This is a genomic window from Frischella japonica, from assembly GCF_014489845.1.
GTDB classification, from domain to species: Bacteria; Pseudomonadota; Gammaproteobacteria; order Enterobacterales; family Orbaceae; genus Frischella; species Frischella japonica.
On record NZ_JABURY010000013.1, the window covers coordinates 40,981 to 55,738 of the forward strand.

General features: G+C 34.7%; 12 protein-coding genes. 4 read left to right on the forward strand and 8 right to left on the reverse strand.

What is annotated here, in order from left to right:
* Positions 1-89: 89 nt before the first annotated feature.
* The gene (fabV, locus tag FcAc13_RS05635) at positions 90-1,295 is read left to right on the forward strand and encodes an enoyl-ACP reductase FabV (protein WP_187755235.1); all 1,206 of its coding nucleotides are present in this window, start codon (positions 90-92) and stop codon (positions 1,293-1,295) included.
* Positions 1,296-1,405: 110 nt separating this feature from the next.
* Here fabV and yddG read toward each other — a convergent pair whose 3' ends face one another.
* Positions 1,406-2,317, reverse strand: a complete 912-nt coding sequence (gene yddG / locus FcAc13_RS05640; RefSeq protein WP_187755236.1) for an aromatic amino acid DMT transporter YddG — start codon at positions 2,315-2,317, stop codon at positions 1,406-1,408.
* Positions 2,318-2,526: 209 nt separating this feature from the next.
* Between yddG and FcAc13_RS05645 the strand changes: the two genes are divergently transcribed.
* Positions 2,527-4,122 (forward strand): ABC-F family ATPase, encoded by a 1,596-nt coding sequence (locus tag FcAc13_RS05645; RefSeq protein WP_187755237.1) that lies wholly within the window; start codon positions 2,527-2,529, stop codon positions 4,120-4,122.
* A 367-nt stretch (positions 4,123-4,489) separates the two neighbouring features.
* Here the strand turns inward: FcAc13_RS05645 and FcAc13_RS05650 are convergent, their stop codons facing one another.
* The 3 genes from FcAc13_RS05650 to FcAc13_RS05660 all read right to left on the reverse strand — a co-directional run bounded on the left by FcAc13_RS05650 (position 4,490) and on the right by FcAc13_RS05660 (position 7,092).
* A complete protein-coding gene (locus tag FcAc13_RS05650) occupies positions 4,490-5,317 on the reverse strand; it encodes a MetQ/NlpA family ABC transporter substrate-binding protein (RefSeq protein ID WP_187755238.1) in 828 nt (275 codons plus the stop codon).
* Between the two features lie 64 nt (positions 5,318-5,381).
* The gene (locus FcAc13_RS05655; protein ID WP_187755239.1) at positions 5,382-6,059 is read right to left on the reverse strand and encodes a methionine ABC transporter permease; all 678 of its coding nucleotides are present in this window, start codon (positions 6,057-6,059) and stop codon (positions 5,382-5,384) included.
* Entirely contained in the window at positions 6,052-7,092 is a 1,041-nt protein-coding gene (locus FcAc13_RS05660; protein WP_187755240.1) for a methionine ABC transporter ATP-binding protein, read from the reverse strand. Before FcAc13_RS05660 ends, FcAc13_RS05655 begins: the two co-directional genes overlap by 8 nt.
* A 358-nt stretch (positions 7,093-7,450) precedes the next feature.
* Between FcAc13_RS05660 and FcAc13_RS12300 the strand changes: the two genes are divergently transcribed.
* Positions 7,451-7,573 (forward strand): hypothetical protein, encoded by a 123-nt coding sequence (locus FcAc13_RS12300; protein ID WP_255562880.1) that lies wholly within the window; start codon positions 7,451-7,453, stop codon positions 7,571-7,573.
* 599 nt (positions 7,574-8,172) lie between these two features.
* Here FcAc13_RS12300 and FcAc13_RS05665 read toward each other — a convergent pair.
* Positions 8,173-9,135 (reverse strand): aldo/keto reductase, encoded by a 963-nt coding sequence (locus FcAc13_RS05665; protein WP_187755241.1) that lies wholly within the window; start codon positions 9,133-9,135, stop codon positions 8,173-8,175.
* Between the two features lie 131 nt (positions 9,136-9,266).
* On the opposite strand from FcAc13_RS05665, the gene FcAc13_RS05670 reads away from it, so the two are divergent.
* Positions 9,267-10,151: a LysR family transcriptional regulator gene (locus FcAc13_RS05670; protein ID WP_187755242.1), complete on the forward strand. Its 885-nt coding sequence runs from the start codon at positions 9,267-9,269 to the stop codon at positions 10,149-10,151.
* A gap of 128 nt (positions 10,152-10,279) precedes the next feature.
* Here the strand turns inward: FcAc13_RS05670 and FcAc13_RS05675 are convergent, their stop codons facing one another.
* From FcAc13_RS05675 to FcAc13_RS05685, 3 genes are read right to left on the reverse strand one after another with little or no spacing between them, the layout of a single operon-like run.
* A complete protein-coding gene (locus FcAc13_RS05675) occupies positions 10,280-11,515 on the reverse strand; it encodes a M20 family metallo-hydrolase (protein ID WP_220679843.1) in 1,236 nt (411 codons plus the stop codon).
* Entirely contained in the window at positions 11,505-11,996 is a 492-nt protein-coding gene (locus FcAc13_RS05680) for an L-2-amino-thiazoline-4-carboxylic acid hydrolase (protein ID WP_187755243.1), read from the reverse strand. The genes FcAc13_RS05675 and FcAc13_RS05680 overlap by 11 nt, the downstream gene beginning before the upstream one ends.
* A gap of 54 nt (positions 11,997-12,050) precedes the next feature.
* The gene (locus FcAc13_RS05685; protein WP_187755244.1) at positions 12,051-14,432 is read right to left on the reverse strand and encodes an ABC transporter permease subunit; all 2,382 of its coding nucleotides are present in this window, start codon (positions 14,430-14,432) and stop codon (positions 12,051-12,053) included.
* Positions 14,433-14,758: the final 326 nt, after the last annotated feature.

Here is a 14,758-nt window from a genome sequence, read left to right on the forward strand (position 1 = left end):
TTTTAACATAACAAATTAAAATGCATGAATTTATTTTGTTTATAAATATTCTGTAAACAAAAATGTTATAAAATTGATGAGACAAAAATATGATAATTAAACCTAAAATTCGTGGCTTTATCTGTACTACCACTCATCCTGTTGGTTGTGAAGCAAATGTTAATGAACAAATTGCTTACGTTAAGTCAAAAGGAAAAATTTCCAATGGACCGAAAAAAGTATTGGTTATTGGTGCTTCAACCGGTTATGGTTTAGCTTCACGTATCACCGCCGCTTTTGGTTCAGATGCAGCAACCATCGGCGTTTTCTTCGAAAAACCAGGTACTGATACTAAACCAGGAACAGCAGGTTGGTATAATTCTGCTGCTTTTGATAAAGCGGCTAAAGCAGCTGGTTTGTACGCGAAAAGCGTGAATGGCGATGCCTTTTCAAATGAATGCCGACAAACTGTGATTGATCTAATTAAGCAAGATTTAGGTCAAATCGATTTAGTTGTTTATTCATTAGCATCGCCAGTTCGTAAAATGCCAGATTCTGGTGAAGTTGTTCGTTCAGCATTAAAACCTATCGGTCAATCTTACAAATCTGTCGCCCTTGATACCAACAAAGATGTATTAATTGAAGCAACGGTAGAACCGGCTAGCGAACAAGAAATTGCCGATACCGTTAAAGTAATGGGGGGACAAGACTGGGAGCTTTGGATGAACGCATTATCTGAAGCAGGTGTATTAGCGGATAACGCACAAGCGGTCGCTTATTCTTATATTGGTACAGAGTTGACATGGCCAATTTATTGGCATGGTACACTGGGTAAAGCTAAAGAAGATTTAGATCGGGCAGCACAGGCAATTGATAAACAATTAGCCACCAAACAAGGGCATGCTTATGTGGCTGTATTAAAATCTGTGGTAACACAAGCTTCTTCTGCAATTCCAGTTATGCCATTATACATTGCTATGTCATTTAAAGTAATGAAAGAGCAAGGAATTCACGAAGGCTGTATCGAACAAATACAACGTATGTTTGCCACTAAGCTTTACGTGAATGGTCAACCACAAACCGATGAAAAACATCGTTTACGCTTAGATGATTGGGAACTACGCCCAGAAGTCCAAAATACATGTAAAGAAATTTGGTCAAAAGTAACTGATGATACCATCTATCAAGTCACTGACTATCAAGGCTATAAAGATGAATTTTTACGTTTATTTGGTTTTGGTATTAAAGGTGTCGATTATGATGCGGACGTAAATCCTAACGTGCAATTTGATGTCATCGATCTCACAGCCCATTAATATATTTATAAAGCATTAATTTATTCCCCCTATAATAAGGGGGAATATCAGATAATAATCAATAAATTACGAGTTGCTAACAACCTTATATATTAAATTTAACAACACTATTAATTGATTTTTTTTACCGACTGCTGTTTTTGTCGAGTAGCTAACCAACATAGTAATGCACCACAGCAAACAAATCCAACCCCTTGCCAAAAAGAAAAAGTGAGTGAAACATTTAGTAAAACCGATGATAAACTCGCAGAAATAATCGGAATAAAATAAGATGCACCGGCTAAAACCGTGACGTTGCCGTAAAATACGCCATAATTCCATGCTGCATAACCAACACCAATTGCGAATGCTGCTAGAATAATGCAAAAAATCATAAAACCATTTTTAAACGAAAGGGGCGGTTCTGATGAGAAACCATATTGAATCCACATAACCATTGACGTTATCATCAGGAAAAGTGTCACACCATTTTTTCCTGCTGCGAGTTTTACCGTGATAATACAATAACTGGCCCAAATTAATGATCCAATAAATGCTAAGCTATAACTCAATGGATTATTTTTAATATTTTCAAACATCATTGCTAAATCAAGACCTTGTTCACCACCTAAAACCCAGCCAATACCAATTATAGGTAATATACTACCAGGTAAGATTAACCAATTGGCTTTTTGGTTATTGAAAAATATGGCAAATAAAATAGTAAAAGTTGGCCATAAATAATTTAACATACTCACTTCTACAGCTTGCCGACCTGTACTGGCTAAACCAATCGATAATGAAAAGCACAATTCATAACTGACGAATAATAGGCCACCCCAAATTAAATAACGCCAAGGATAAGCGCGAAGCGGTTTTAACCCAAAGGTTAATATTAAGATCAAACTTGCGACGGTATAGATCACTGCAACACCAGCATGGGCGCCTAAATTTTCACACACAATACGGATAGTGCCGACTAAAGAACTCCATAAAAAGATGGCAGAAAAACCAATGAGTGTTGCGCGATTTTTGTTTGTCATATAGAAAATAACAACCAGATAATAAGGAATACTAAATATAAAAGATATTATACCGGAACAACGGCCAGAATTTCTACGTAAATAAAAGAGTTATTTCTGTGTAAACGATTATTAAGTTGATTTACTCGCACCAATTCGCACCTTATGGCATAATACGCAGAAAATTTTGTTAACCACTCTCATAGTGGTTTTATTTAGAGAGTTAATTCGTGTTAAGTACAAATAATATTACAATGCAGTTTGGTAGCAAACCGCTTTTTGAAAATATTTCCGTAAAATTTGGTGGTGGGAACCGTTATGGTCTTATTGGCGCAAATGGTAGTGGGAAGTCGACCTTTATGAAAATTCTAGGCGGTGATTTGATACCTACTTCAGGAAATGTTGCCATCGACCCACACGAGCGCATTGGTAAATTAAAACAAGATCAATTTGCCTATGAACAATATACTGTTATTGATACGGTCATTATGGGTCATACCGAACTATGGCAAGTAAAACAAGAACGAGATCATATCTATTCGCTCCCAGAAATGAGCGAAGAGGACGGATATAAAGTCGCCGATCTTGAAGTGCAATATGCCGAAATGGACGGTTATAGTGCTGAGTCTAGAGCAGGTGAATTATTATTAGGTGTTGGTATTCCTGTAGAGCAACATTTCGGATTGATGAGTGAAATTGCCCCTGGTTGGAAACTTCGAGTATTGTTGGCGCAAGCGTTATTTTCAGATCCTGATATATTGTTGTTAGATGAACCGACTAATAACTTAGATATTGCTACTATTCGCTGGTTAGAGCAAATACTAAACGAACGTGAAAGTACCATGATTATTATTTCACATGATCGCCATTTTTTAAATATGGTTTGTACTCACATGGCTGACTTAGATTACGGCGAGTTACGCGTTTACCCAGGAAATTATGATGAATATATGACAGCCGCAACTCAGGCTAGAGAGCGTTTATTGGCTGATAATGCTAAGAAAAAAGCTCAAATAAGTGAATTACAGTCATTTGTTAGCCGCTTTAGTGCAAATGCTTCCAAATCAAAACAAGCCACGTCTCGAGCTAAGCAAATTGAAAAAATTCAACTGGAAGAAGTCAAAGCATCTAGCCGTCAAAATCCTTTTATTCGTTTCGATCAAGATAAAAAACTTTATCGTAATGCGCTGGTTGTTGAGGATCTTACAAAAGGATTTGATTCCGTAACACTTTTTAAACAACTTAAGCTGATGGTTGAGGTTGGCGAAAAGGTAGCCATTTTAGGAACGAATGGTATTGGTAAATCCACATTGATCAAAACGTTAATGGGGGAATTAACTCCAGATTGTGGTGAAATAAAGTGGTCAGAAAATGCTAATATTGGTTATTATGCGCAAGATCATGAATACGAATTTGAACAAGATCTAAATCTATTTGATTGGATGAGTCAATGGAAGCAACCTCAGGATGATGAGCAAGCCGTAAGGGGGATTCTTGGCCGGTTACTATTCTCACAAGATGATATCAAGAAAAAAGTGAAAGTATTGTCTGGTGGTGAAAAAGGGCGGATGTTATTTGGTAAATTAATGTTACAACGACCAAACATTATTGTGATGGATGAACCAACTAACCATATGGATATGGAATCAATTGAATCGCTGAACATGGCATTAGAACTTTATAAAGGCACATTATTTTTTGTTTCACATGACCGTGAGTTCGTTAGTTCATTAGCTACCAGAATTATTGAAATTACACCAAATAAAGTGATAGATTATAGCGGAAACTATGAGGATTATTTACGTAGTCAGGGCATTGAAGCTTAGTTAATAATCATTAAATAATAATTTAATTATCGACTAAAAAGGATTTCACTGGCTATAGTTTTAGTGAAATCCTTAGTTTTTTACTATCCATCATGACCAGTATTTTTTTGATTACTTACTAGTATCAATAAAAGTATCAATAAAAACGACCTTTTCTTAATATGTTAAGAGATGATCATCTTGATTAAAATCATTACCCTTTTTTAAACCTTGTTGTGAACTTAATAACTCAGTCAACATCAAATTAATTTTACCCCAACTTTAACCATATCATAACCGGCTGCAATATGATTTTTTAGATAAGCAAATCGATCTTAATCCTTAAAATATTCATTAAGATCGATTTGGATAACTATTTTCTAATCAATTATTTCTGTGGCCAAATAAAGCGACCTTTAGCATCAGGATCCTCATTGATAAAGTTTTTAAGCAGATCTGATTGATACAAATTTTTAACATCTTGAGCCCATTGGGTATTTAGATTTTCTTTTTTTATGACAACCATTAATTCTAAATTTGGCGATAGTTGCTCATAGATTAAAGCATCAGTTGCCGGAATTTTACTTAACCATGCCACTCCCCCTGGCATGATAGCGTAATCAACTTCACTTAACATTCGAGGAATCAACTCTGATAAAACCGATTTAAATTGTAACTGATGAGGATTATTAGCAATATCGGTCAAATTCGCTGTACCTAAGTCAATACCTGGTTTTAACGTGATCCAATTAAGTTTCTGCAACATAATTAAAGCGCGAGCAGTATTAGAAGGATCATTAGGTATAGCTATTGTTTGCCCTTGAGCAATTTCATTAATTGATCGATGTTTTTGGGAATATAGCGCAGCCGGTATTGACGGTATGTGTACTAATGATATCAGATCATTATGTGTTTCTTTATTATAAACATCTAGATATGCCTGATGCTGTGCTGCATTTAAATCGATAAAGCCTTCTACTAAGGCTGAATTGGCATCACGTAACGAGCTAAAATTTACGAGTTTTACAGTATAACCTTGCTTTTCTAATTCAGGTTTGACTAAGCGCTCCATTAAAATATTATGCATACTCGGTGGCAAACCTACCACTATTTCTTTCTTTTCTACTGAATTAGCAGACGTTTTAGACTGATGATCACAGCCTGATAACATCAAGGCTAATAACAACATAAATGGAAGATAGAAAAACGGCTTCATACAAATTCCTTAGTAACTTTTGTTTAAGTGAGAAAATATGTTTATTAAGATACTTAAAGACAATTTAAGTTTCACGATGATGATTGCGTATTGATTTAGATAACTTATTACCAATAGTTTGAATGATTTGAACAATAATAATCAACGTAATAATCGTGGTAATCATGGCAACATGATCGAAGCGATAGTAACCATAATTTAGTGCTAAATCACCAATACCACCAGCGCCAATAGTACCAGCAACCGCAGTTGCGCCGATTAAACCAATCGTTGCTGTGGTATAAGTTAATACCAAAGATGATTTTGCTTCTGGTAATAAAAAATGCCAAATCACTTGCCAAGTTGTCGCGCCCATAGCATTTGCCGCTTCGATAATCCCATTATCAACTTCTAATAATGAATTTTCTACCAGACGAGAAATATAAGGGCTAACAAAGAATATTAACGGTAATATTGCCGCTGTCGTACCATATGATGTACCGATGATAAAATAACTTAATGGCAATACGGATACTAATAAGATCAACGATGGAATAGAACGAACAATATTAATAATCGTATTTAAAATAGAATAACAAATCTTATGTTCAGCAATACCGTTCGGCTTTGTAATAACCAATATTACTGCAAATAGTGTTCCCAATATTGCCCCGAAAAAAAGTGATATTCCAACCATAAAAAAGGTTTGATATAGGGAAACAAAAAATAACTCAGGCGTTAATAAGGTATTAAAATCAAACATAATTACCATCCTTATCCAGTTTAGCTATTCGGACTTGTTTACGCTTTAAAAAATCAATCGCTTCCTCAACATCATTCGATTCACCTTCAATATTAACAAACATATAACCAATCACATTTTCTTGAATATCAATCATATTAGAAAAGAGGATATTGATTGAAATTTTGCCACAATCACGCATTATTGCGTCACTAAGGACCGAATGTCGACACGAAGATCCCAAAAATTCGAGGCGGTAAATATTATTAATGTCATGTTTAAGCATATTGTTTAAAATTCTGATAGGCAATTTGTCATAAATAACTGCATTAACAAATTTACGTGTTACGGGGGAGGCTGGATTTTGAAATATATCGACCACATTACCTTGTTCAACTATCTTACCATTTTCCATGACTAACATATTATTACAAATATGTTTAAGAACACTCATTTCATGCGTAACAATAATTATGGTGACTTTTTGTTGCTGATTAATACGCTTAAGTAAATCTAAAATTGCGCGGGTAGTTTGAGGATCTAATGCTGATGTCGCTTCATCACATAGTAAAATTTTTGGCTTATTAGCGAGAGCTCTAGCAATACTTACACGTTGTTTTTGACCACCTGATAATTCACTAGGATAAGCCTGTTTCTTATCTTTTAGTTCAACAAAATCAAGTAATTCATCAACTACCTTATCACGATCTTGTTTTGGTACACCAGTGAGTAATAAAGGAAGAGCGATATTTTCAGCAACGGTTTTACTTTCTAACAAATTAAAACCTTGAAAAATCATACCAATTTTCTGCTTCATTTGGCGGATTTCATGGTGAGTAAATTTAGCTAAGTTATGACCATCAATGATCACATCACCTGAAGTCGGTTTTTCCAGCGCATTGATAAGACGAATTAAGGTGCTTTTACCAGCTCCACTGTAACCAATAATACCAAAAATATCCTGATCATTAATAGTGATATTAATATCATTCAATACTTTAATTTCTTGTTTATTATGATAAAAAGATTTACAAACACGTTTTAATTCAATCATGAGGAATCTTACACTTATTAAGTTAATACCTATGTATCATAAACAGCTAAGGTCACTTGTTAGCGAGCTGTTACACAATAGATAAAGTTACAAACTAAATAGCCTTTTTGTTAACTATTCGGTTAAAAATTCCTACTGAATTGTGCTTTTATTTGAATTATCATTGACTAATCATCACAATTTTAATATTAAAAACATATAATTAGCAATTTTATTTTATAAAATAAATAGTTATACCCTAAGATTCAATCAAAATTGCCAATTGCGTATTCCCATTTAATCAATAAATTTCTGTTAATTCGAAAAAACTTTTCAAATAAAGATAAAAATGAAATAACCTTTTATAGTTATGTTTCTTATGACAACGGCGATTTATACCGAAATTGTGCCAAATCAAGATGCGATACCCGACACCATAAAGCATTCGGAAGGTAAACCATTTTTTGCAGAAAAAATGCAGGATTTAACTGCTAATTATTAATTTGATAAATTAACCGATAATTTTGATAACAGAGTGCTTTTAAATTGACTGAAATCAAAAGCGATACATTATTACTCACACTAATCAGCTCTCTTTGTTAGCTTTATTTTAAATTAAATTTAGCTAATTATCTGTTAGCATCAAATACCTTAGGATTTAGCTTGAAAGATATTTTCTGGAAAATTATTCTGGTGGGTTGGTTTGAAATAAAGTATTACAGTTATTTCTCATAAAATATAACATAATTATTAACGTATTTTCCGAAGCGATGTTTTTTTATCCAGATTTAGCTGGAAAATAGAATGACGACAGATCACGTGAACATGAAATAACTGAAAGTAAAAATATTCTACCGGTAGTTAAAACTCAAACTAATGACTATCATGATTTATGGCTAAGAAATTTTGATTTAAAATGACATCAAGCTTTTTGGGCCTAATGAAAAATAGCGTTATTTAGTAAAATAACTCATGTCAATATTTATATTAATGTATTTTATTTACGCCTTAAATTGAATCCACTCGAACATAAATTTGCTGTTTGAGCGGATTATTATCTTAGTGTATTAACATCAATAATATCAGCTATTAAATGACTTACTAAAGTGCACCTACGATACGATGTGGTAGGTAAAACGCCTCAAGTTGGGCAATATCTTCTTTTGATAACGAAATATTTAAAGAAGCAACAGCATCATCAAGATATTGTGTTTTTGTTGCACCGATAATAGGGGAGGTGACCCCTTTAGCAAATTGCCATGCTAATGCTATTTGTGTCATCGTCACACCATAATTTTCTGCCAATTCCTGAACTTTTTGCACAATATTACTATCCGTTTTTTCAGTACTATCATATTTAGTTATAGCAGTTTGATCCGTTTTACTACGTAAAGTATCAGTATGCCATGCTAAACGTGCTAGCCTACCAGCAGCTAATGGGCTATAGGGTGTCAATGCAACATTAAATTGCTTACAAATAGGAATAAGTTCACGTTCATCTTCACGATAGAGTAAATTATAATGATTTTGCATCGAAACAAACGTCGTCCAACCATTTTGAATAGCCGCTATTTGCATATTATAAAATTGATAACCATACATCGCTGAAGCACCTAGCGCTCTTACTTTTCCCGCTTTAACTAAATTATGTAATGCTGCCATGGTTTCTTCAATCGGGGTATTATAGTCATAGCGATGAATGATATACAAATCAACATAATCTGTACCTAATCGCTTAAGCGAACCATTTATTTCTCGCTCAATAGCTACTTTAGAAAGTTGACCTTCATTAAAATAGACTTTCGTTGCTAAAATAACTTTATCACGTGCGATATTTTTCTTAAGTGCGCGACCAAGATATTCTTCACTGGTACCAGCAGAATAAGTATTTGCAGTATCAATAAAATTAATACCTAGATCCAAAGCATGTTTAATTATTGCTTCACTTTCATTAGGATTAAGGGTCCAAGCGTGCATGTTACTGGCAGGGTCGCCAAAACTCATGCATCCTAAACAAAAACGAGAAACGTTAAATTCAGCATTACCGAGTTTTACATAATCCATAAATTTCCTCTCTGCTAATAGTTAATGATAACTAAATGATAGTATCTAATAAATTTTAGACCCTTTAATTATTGAGATAAACAAATGATTGATTTATAGTATGCTGAATTAAATTCATTAATTAAACTATCATGAATAACTTCAATGAGTTAAATTATTTTATTACCATTGCTCATGCCAAAAGTTTTGCCAAAGCGGCCAAGTCACTTAGTATTTCACCATCCGCACTTAGCCACAGTATGCGCAGTTTGGAAAGCCGTCTGGAATTACGTTTATTTAATCGTACCACCCGTAGCATCTCTTTGACCGAAGCTGGTGAACAGCTGTATCACCAAATCGCACCATTATTCCAATCAATCAATAATGAAGTGAATGCATTAAGCGATTTTCGGAAAACACCTTCTGGTACAATCAGAATAAATGCGGCAAACCTTGCAGTCGAAACAATTATTTATCCCAAATTACGACATTTTTTAAACCGTTATCCACAAATCACCATTGAAATTCATTGTGATAATAATTGGGTCGATATTGTCAAGCAGGGATTTGATATGGGTTGTCGAATAGGTGACGACTTGCCAAAAGAGATGATAGCGATGAGGATTTCAGATCCTTTGAAAATGGCATTGGTCGCAAGTCCTGAATATTTTAAAAACAGAGCGATACCTAAACAAATTCAAGCATTAAATCAACATCAATTAATCGGTTTACGTATTTCAGCCCAACACGGAACAGAATTACCATGGGAATTTGTCGAAAATGACAATATTATCAAATATCATCCGTCATCCCACTTTTTGATAAATAACCATTTACGGAAACAAGCGGCCTTAGATGGATTAGGTATTACCTGGATTGGACTTCCTGAAGTAGCAAATGAGTTGGCAACAGGTAGTTTGATAGAGTTATTACCAAAATATGCTATTACTTATGAGCCTTTTTACATTTATTATCCAAACCGAAAAGGGCATACAAATGTGTTCAAATTAGTTTTAGAAGCATTAAAGTGTGAGTAATAGCAAATATTTATTTGCCTTAAAAATCTACGATATCTCCGCCATTATTTGTCAATATAATGCATTGTATGATGAAATACTTAGAGTTATGTTAAACAACTAGTATTATTATTTCATTTTCCATTAGTTTATGTCGCCAATGTTAATAAGCTATCTAATAATACATTAGCGCCAGCTTCACACCAGGAACGCGTGATTGCCTCAGCTTCATTATGGCTAATTCCTTTAACGCATGGAATAAATATCATTGAAGTCGGGGCAACAGTACTAATATAGCATGCATCATGCCCTGCACCAGAAATTATATCTATGGCAGGGTAGTGATATTTGTTCGTTGCTTTTCGAATGGTTTCGATACATTTTGGATCAAAATCGATAACCGGCATGGTCAAAACTCGCTTTATTTCAATCTGTAAATTTAACTGTTTTGCTATGACTGTTAACTCTGCACGTAATTCTGTTTCTAAGCGTTGTAATAGATCAGCTTCATAGTGACGCATATCAATCGTAAAAAAAGCTTGATCAGCAACCACATTGCGAGAATTGGGGCTAGTAGTTAACATACCGACAGTTAATCTCACATCACCACTACTTGGTTTGAGTGCTAATTGGTTCAGGGCAGTAATGCATTGTGCCATACCCACAATGGCATCTTGACGCATCGTAACAGGAGTAGTACCGGCATGAGCGGCAAGCCCAGTTAAATTGACTTCAAACCAACGTTGTGCAAAAGCGCCTTTTACGATACCTATCGTCTGATTAAGGTTTTCTAAAATTGGTCCCTGTTCTATATGAGCTTCTATCATGGCTTTAATTGGTTGATTCTGAACCTGATCGGTTCCTAAATATCCAATCTGCTCTAAAGCTTCTTTGACACTAATACCATCTCTATCTTGGATCAAGTATGCTTGTTCAACAGCTAATTTACCTGTAAATACCGCTGCGCCCATCATTGCAGGTACAAAACGAGAACCTTCTTCATTTGTCCACATCACTAATTCGATAGGATGGCGAGTCTGTACATTAAAATCATTTAAGGTGAGTAAAACTTCTAGCCCTGCCAATACTCCGTAAATACCATCATACGCCCCCCCCCTTGGTTGACTGTCGCCATGTGAGCCAGTCATAACAACAGGTAGATCTTCACGCCCAGCACGCCGAATGAAAATATTACCGATATTATCAATACGAACCTTAAAACCAGCAGCTTGACTATGTTTAATGAGTAAATCGCGAGCTTGCTTATCTAATTCGGTGAGAGCTAAACGGGTAACGCCGCCATTATCGGTTTTACCGATCTGAGCAAAATCATGTAGTAACGTTTCAAGGCGATCAACATTAACACTAAGTTGTTTAATCATCATTATTTTCCGCCTGTAATCGGTAACGAAAATCGCACATTCCTTCTCCCATCATTATGGTATGAGCGCGGTCTAATTTGACATGAGGAGCATATCCTTCGATAAATTTACTATCTCGGTTACAGGATAATAAAAAACCGATTTCAGCCAGTCCCATCTCGTTATACATTTCTGCATAACGACAACGGTGAACATTATAGTCATATTTTTCATGATCATTTTCAAGCACTGAGATAGTAAGCGCATCATCTTGCTCCCAAAGATGTTGCAATGCCACAAAACTTTCTACACTCGTCACACCGTTAGGTTCTTTGGCGGCAAACTCTTTACCAGCATTTACAGCGGCTTGTGCAACTGCTTCACCAATGATTTTTTTAGCGATATCTTTGCCATAATCACGGATCAATATTTCATAAATCGGCTTAATAATTTCAGCCTCTATTTTACGTCGTTGTAAAATACCTATTTCAGGAAATTCTTGCATTATGTAATCCTTAAAGCTAGTTATTATTTAACAGTTAATGACATTAAAGCGTAATCAATGTTCACTTTGATTTAAAAACTGCTGTAAGCGCCTATTATCAAGAGCTCGTAATTGTTCAGGCGCCTTATCATGCACAATCTCACCGTGCTCCATAAAAATAATTCGGTTAGAAACTTTAAATGCAAAAGACAGTTCATGTGTCACAATTAACATGGTCATCCCTTCCGCCGCTAGTTGAGCTATAATAGATAAAATATCATTGACTAATTCTGGATCTAATGCTGAAGTCGGTTCATCAAATAACATGATGCTTGGTTTCATTACTAAGGCACGTGCAATTGCTACACGTTGTTGTTGCCCTCCAGAAAGTTGATGTGGGTACTTATGCATTTGTTCTGACATGCCAACTTTATTTAATAAGGAAAAGGCTAGTTGTTTACTTTGTTGAAGGTCTAAACCATGATACTCAGGAGCAAGTAATAGGTTTTCTAACACGGTTTTGTGTGGAAATAAATTAAAATTTTGAAATACCATTCCAACATGGACGATACGCTCATAAAATTGCTTGTCATGTACTTTACCGCCTTCAATAAAAGTGTGGCCTTCAAAATCAATCGTTCCGTGATCTAAATTTGATAATCCATTAATTAAGCGTATCAACGTGGTTTTTCCTGAACCTGATGGACCAATGATCGAGATAACATCCCCCCAACTAACATTAAAATTGATATCTTTTAATATCTGAGTTTGATCATAATATTTATTTAAATGTTTGAGTGCTAATACAAATTCACTTTGATTAGGTCTTGATGGGGTTACAGGATTATTTAGTGTTATATTCGAGGTTAAAATATCGGATTCAAGCGTTTTTACACTTGTGCGCTTAGTAATATCTAAGTAGTTTTCGAATCGCTTAATTAACCAAGTCACAATTGTCACGATAGCGACATAATAAATCGCAACTATGCTTAATGTTTCAATAACTAAAAAATTACGCGTATAAAGCTGCTGTCCGACTAATAAAATTTCTGTTAATGAAATGACTGAAACCAATGAAGTTAATTTTACAATGGTCACTAGTTGATTGGTCAGGGGTGGCAAAGCAATTCGCAGCGCCTGTGGAAATACCACCTTGGTTTGAACTGCCCAAAAACCTAGTCCCAGAGCTTTACCAGCATCCAATTGATCACTAGAAATCGCTTGTAAAGCACTTCGATGAATTTCCGCCATGTAAGCACTTTCACTCAAAACCAAAGCTATCAAACCGGCCCAAAAAGGATTAGACAAAACAGTACTACTTGCTTCCCAGAATCGAGGCAGACTATAAATATAAATTAATAAGACCAACAACGGTAAACTACGAAACAACCAAATATAAAATGCCGTTAATTGATGCAGAATAAGCGTTTTAGAACGGTTTCCTAACGCAATAAAAAGTCCAAAAATCATCGCACTAATCCATGCCAAAATACTTAATGCAATAACAGTAGCACTGGCTTTAGCAAAATTAACATTGAACAATTCAGTAATAAAATAGTGCCAGTGAAATCCATATTGCTTAATCTGCGTGGTTTGCTTCAGATTTCCTTGTAAATCAGTTGCAATATATTCGAGATTGTCAGCAAGTAATGTTAGATTAGGGTAGGCTAAATTATATTTTTTTACCAATGCATCATATTCACCGGATTTTCTTACTAACTTAATAAGATCAATTAAATATTGTTTAAACTCATGGTCATTCTTGCGCACTGCTAAGCCAATTAATACGGGGTTAAGCATATTTTTACTCGTTATCTTTAATGCATGATTTAACTGGTTTATGACCATTTGTGCAACGGCGGCATCTTCATATTGTACATCAACCCCATGTGCGAGTAGTGCTTGAGATGCTTCGGGAGCGCTAGGAAATTCCTTTACTATAATTGGTTCTAAATGATGAGACTGGCAATACGTCTGGCTGACCTGATTCATAGTTTCAATCCAAGCAGCGCCCTTCATTGATGAAACACGTTTACCGCATAAATCTTCAAGCGTTTGTGGATTAAACGTATCACCTTGACGGACCAACAAAACACCACCGGTTTGTAAATAAGGAATAAAATCCACTTGTTTAGCCCGAGTTCCATTTACATATAACGCACTGGCTACCACATCATAGTGATCAGATTCCAAACCAATAATAATATTTTCAATCCGAGTATCATTGAATTGAGCTGTTGTCTGTGCTTTTTCAGCTAATAAGCGCATAAAATCCGGATCAAATCCTTTCGGTTGGTTATTTTCTAGATATGCAAAGGGGGCATATGTTAAATCTATTCCTACTCGCAATGTATTTGAATGATTATTTGTCTTAGCAACAGCCGTAGTGGTCAAACAAAATATCGCTAAGGTAATAAAATTGAAAATAACGTTTTTAAGTCGTCGGAAACAATACATGATTATTTATCCTTATTCTATTTACCATTAGCGAGTAATGACACTTTATTAGTAGTGATTATAATTTGATGAAAAAATTTAAATAATAATATATGGTCATATGGATATGTGATTTAGGAATATGTTTAAAAAACTTATATTTATTGCTGTGATCGTGGTGATTTAAAGAAGTAATATTAAAATTAGTTGCTTAATACCATAACATGCAAAAACAAATTATATTTTTTAACTTTTTTGAATAATATAATTTTTTATTGAATTACTCGTTCTTGGAAAAAGAGGATAGCGATATTTTAAATATGGTTATTTTATATTAATTAAAATAA

What these genes read in the sequence shown, in the direction of transcription:
- FcAc13_RS05660 (WP_187755240.1), bottom strand. Translation starts at nt 7,092, where the DNA reads ATGATTGAATTAAAACGTGTTTGTAAATCTTTTTATCATAATAAACAA.
- FcAc13_RS05665 (WP_187755241.1), bottom strand. Translation starts at nt 9,135, where the DNA reads ATGGATTATGTAAAACTCGGTAATGCTGAATTTAACGTTTCTCGTTTT.
- FcAc13_RS05680 (WP_187755243.1), bottom strand. Translation starts at nt 11,996, where the DNA reads ATGCAAGAATTTCCTGAAATAGGTATTTTACAACGACGTAAAATAGAG.
- FcAc13_RS12300 (WP_255562880.1), top strand. Translation starts at nt 7,451, where the DNA reads ATGACAACGGCGATTTATACCGAAATTGTGCCAAATCAAGATGCGATA.
- yddG (WP_187755236.1), bottom strand. Translation starts at nt 2,317, where the DNA reads ATGACAAACAAAAATCGCGCAACACTCATTGGTTTTTCTGCCATCTTT.
- FcAc13_RS05655 (WP_187755239.1), bottom strand. Translation starts at nt 6,059, where the DNA reads ATGTTTGATTTTAATACCTTATTAACGCCTGAGTTATTTTTTGTTTCC.
- FcAc13_RS05670 (WP_187755242.1), top strand. Translation starts at nt 9,267, where the DNA reads ATGAATAACTTCAATGAGTTAAATTATTTTATTACCATTGCTCATGCC.
- fabV (WP_187755235.1), top strand. Translation starts at nt 90, where the DNA reads ATGATAATTAAACCTAAAATTCGTGGCTTTATCTGTACTACCACTCAT.
- FcAc13_RS05675 (WP_220679843.1), bottom strand. Translation starts at nt 11,515, where the DNA reads ATGATGATTAAACAACTTAGTGTTAATGTTGATCGCCTTGAAACGTTA.
- FcAc13_RS05685 (WP_187755244.1), bottom strand. Translation starts at nt 14,432, where the DNA reads ATGTATTGTTTCCGACGACTTAAAAACGTTATTTTCAATTTTATTACC.
- FcAc13_RS05650 (WP_187755238.1), bottom strand. Translation starts at nt 5,317, where the DNA reads ATGAAGCCGTTTTTCTATCTTCCATTTATGTTGTTATTAGCCTTGATG.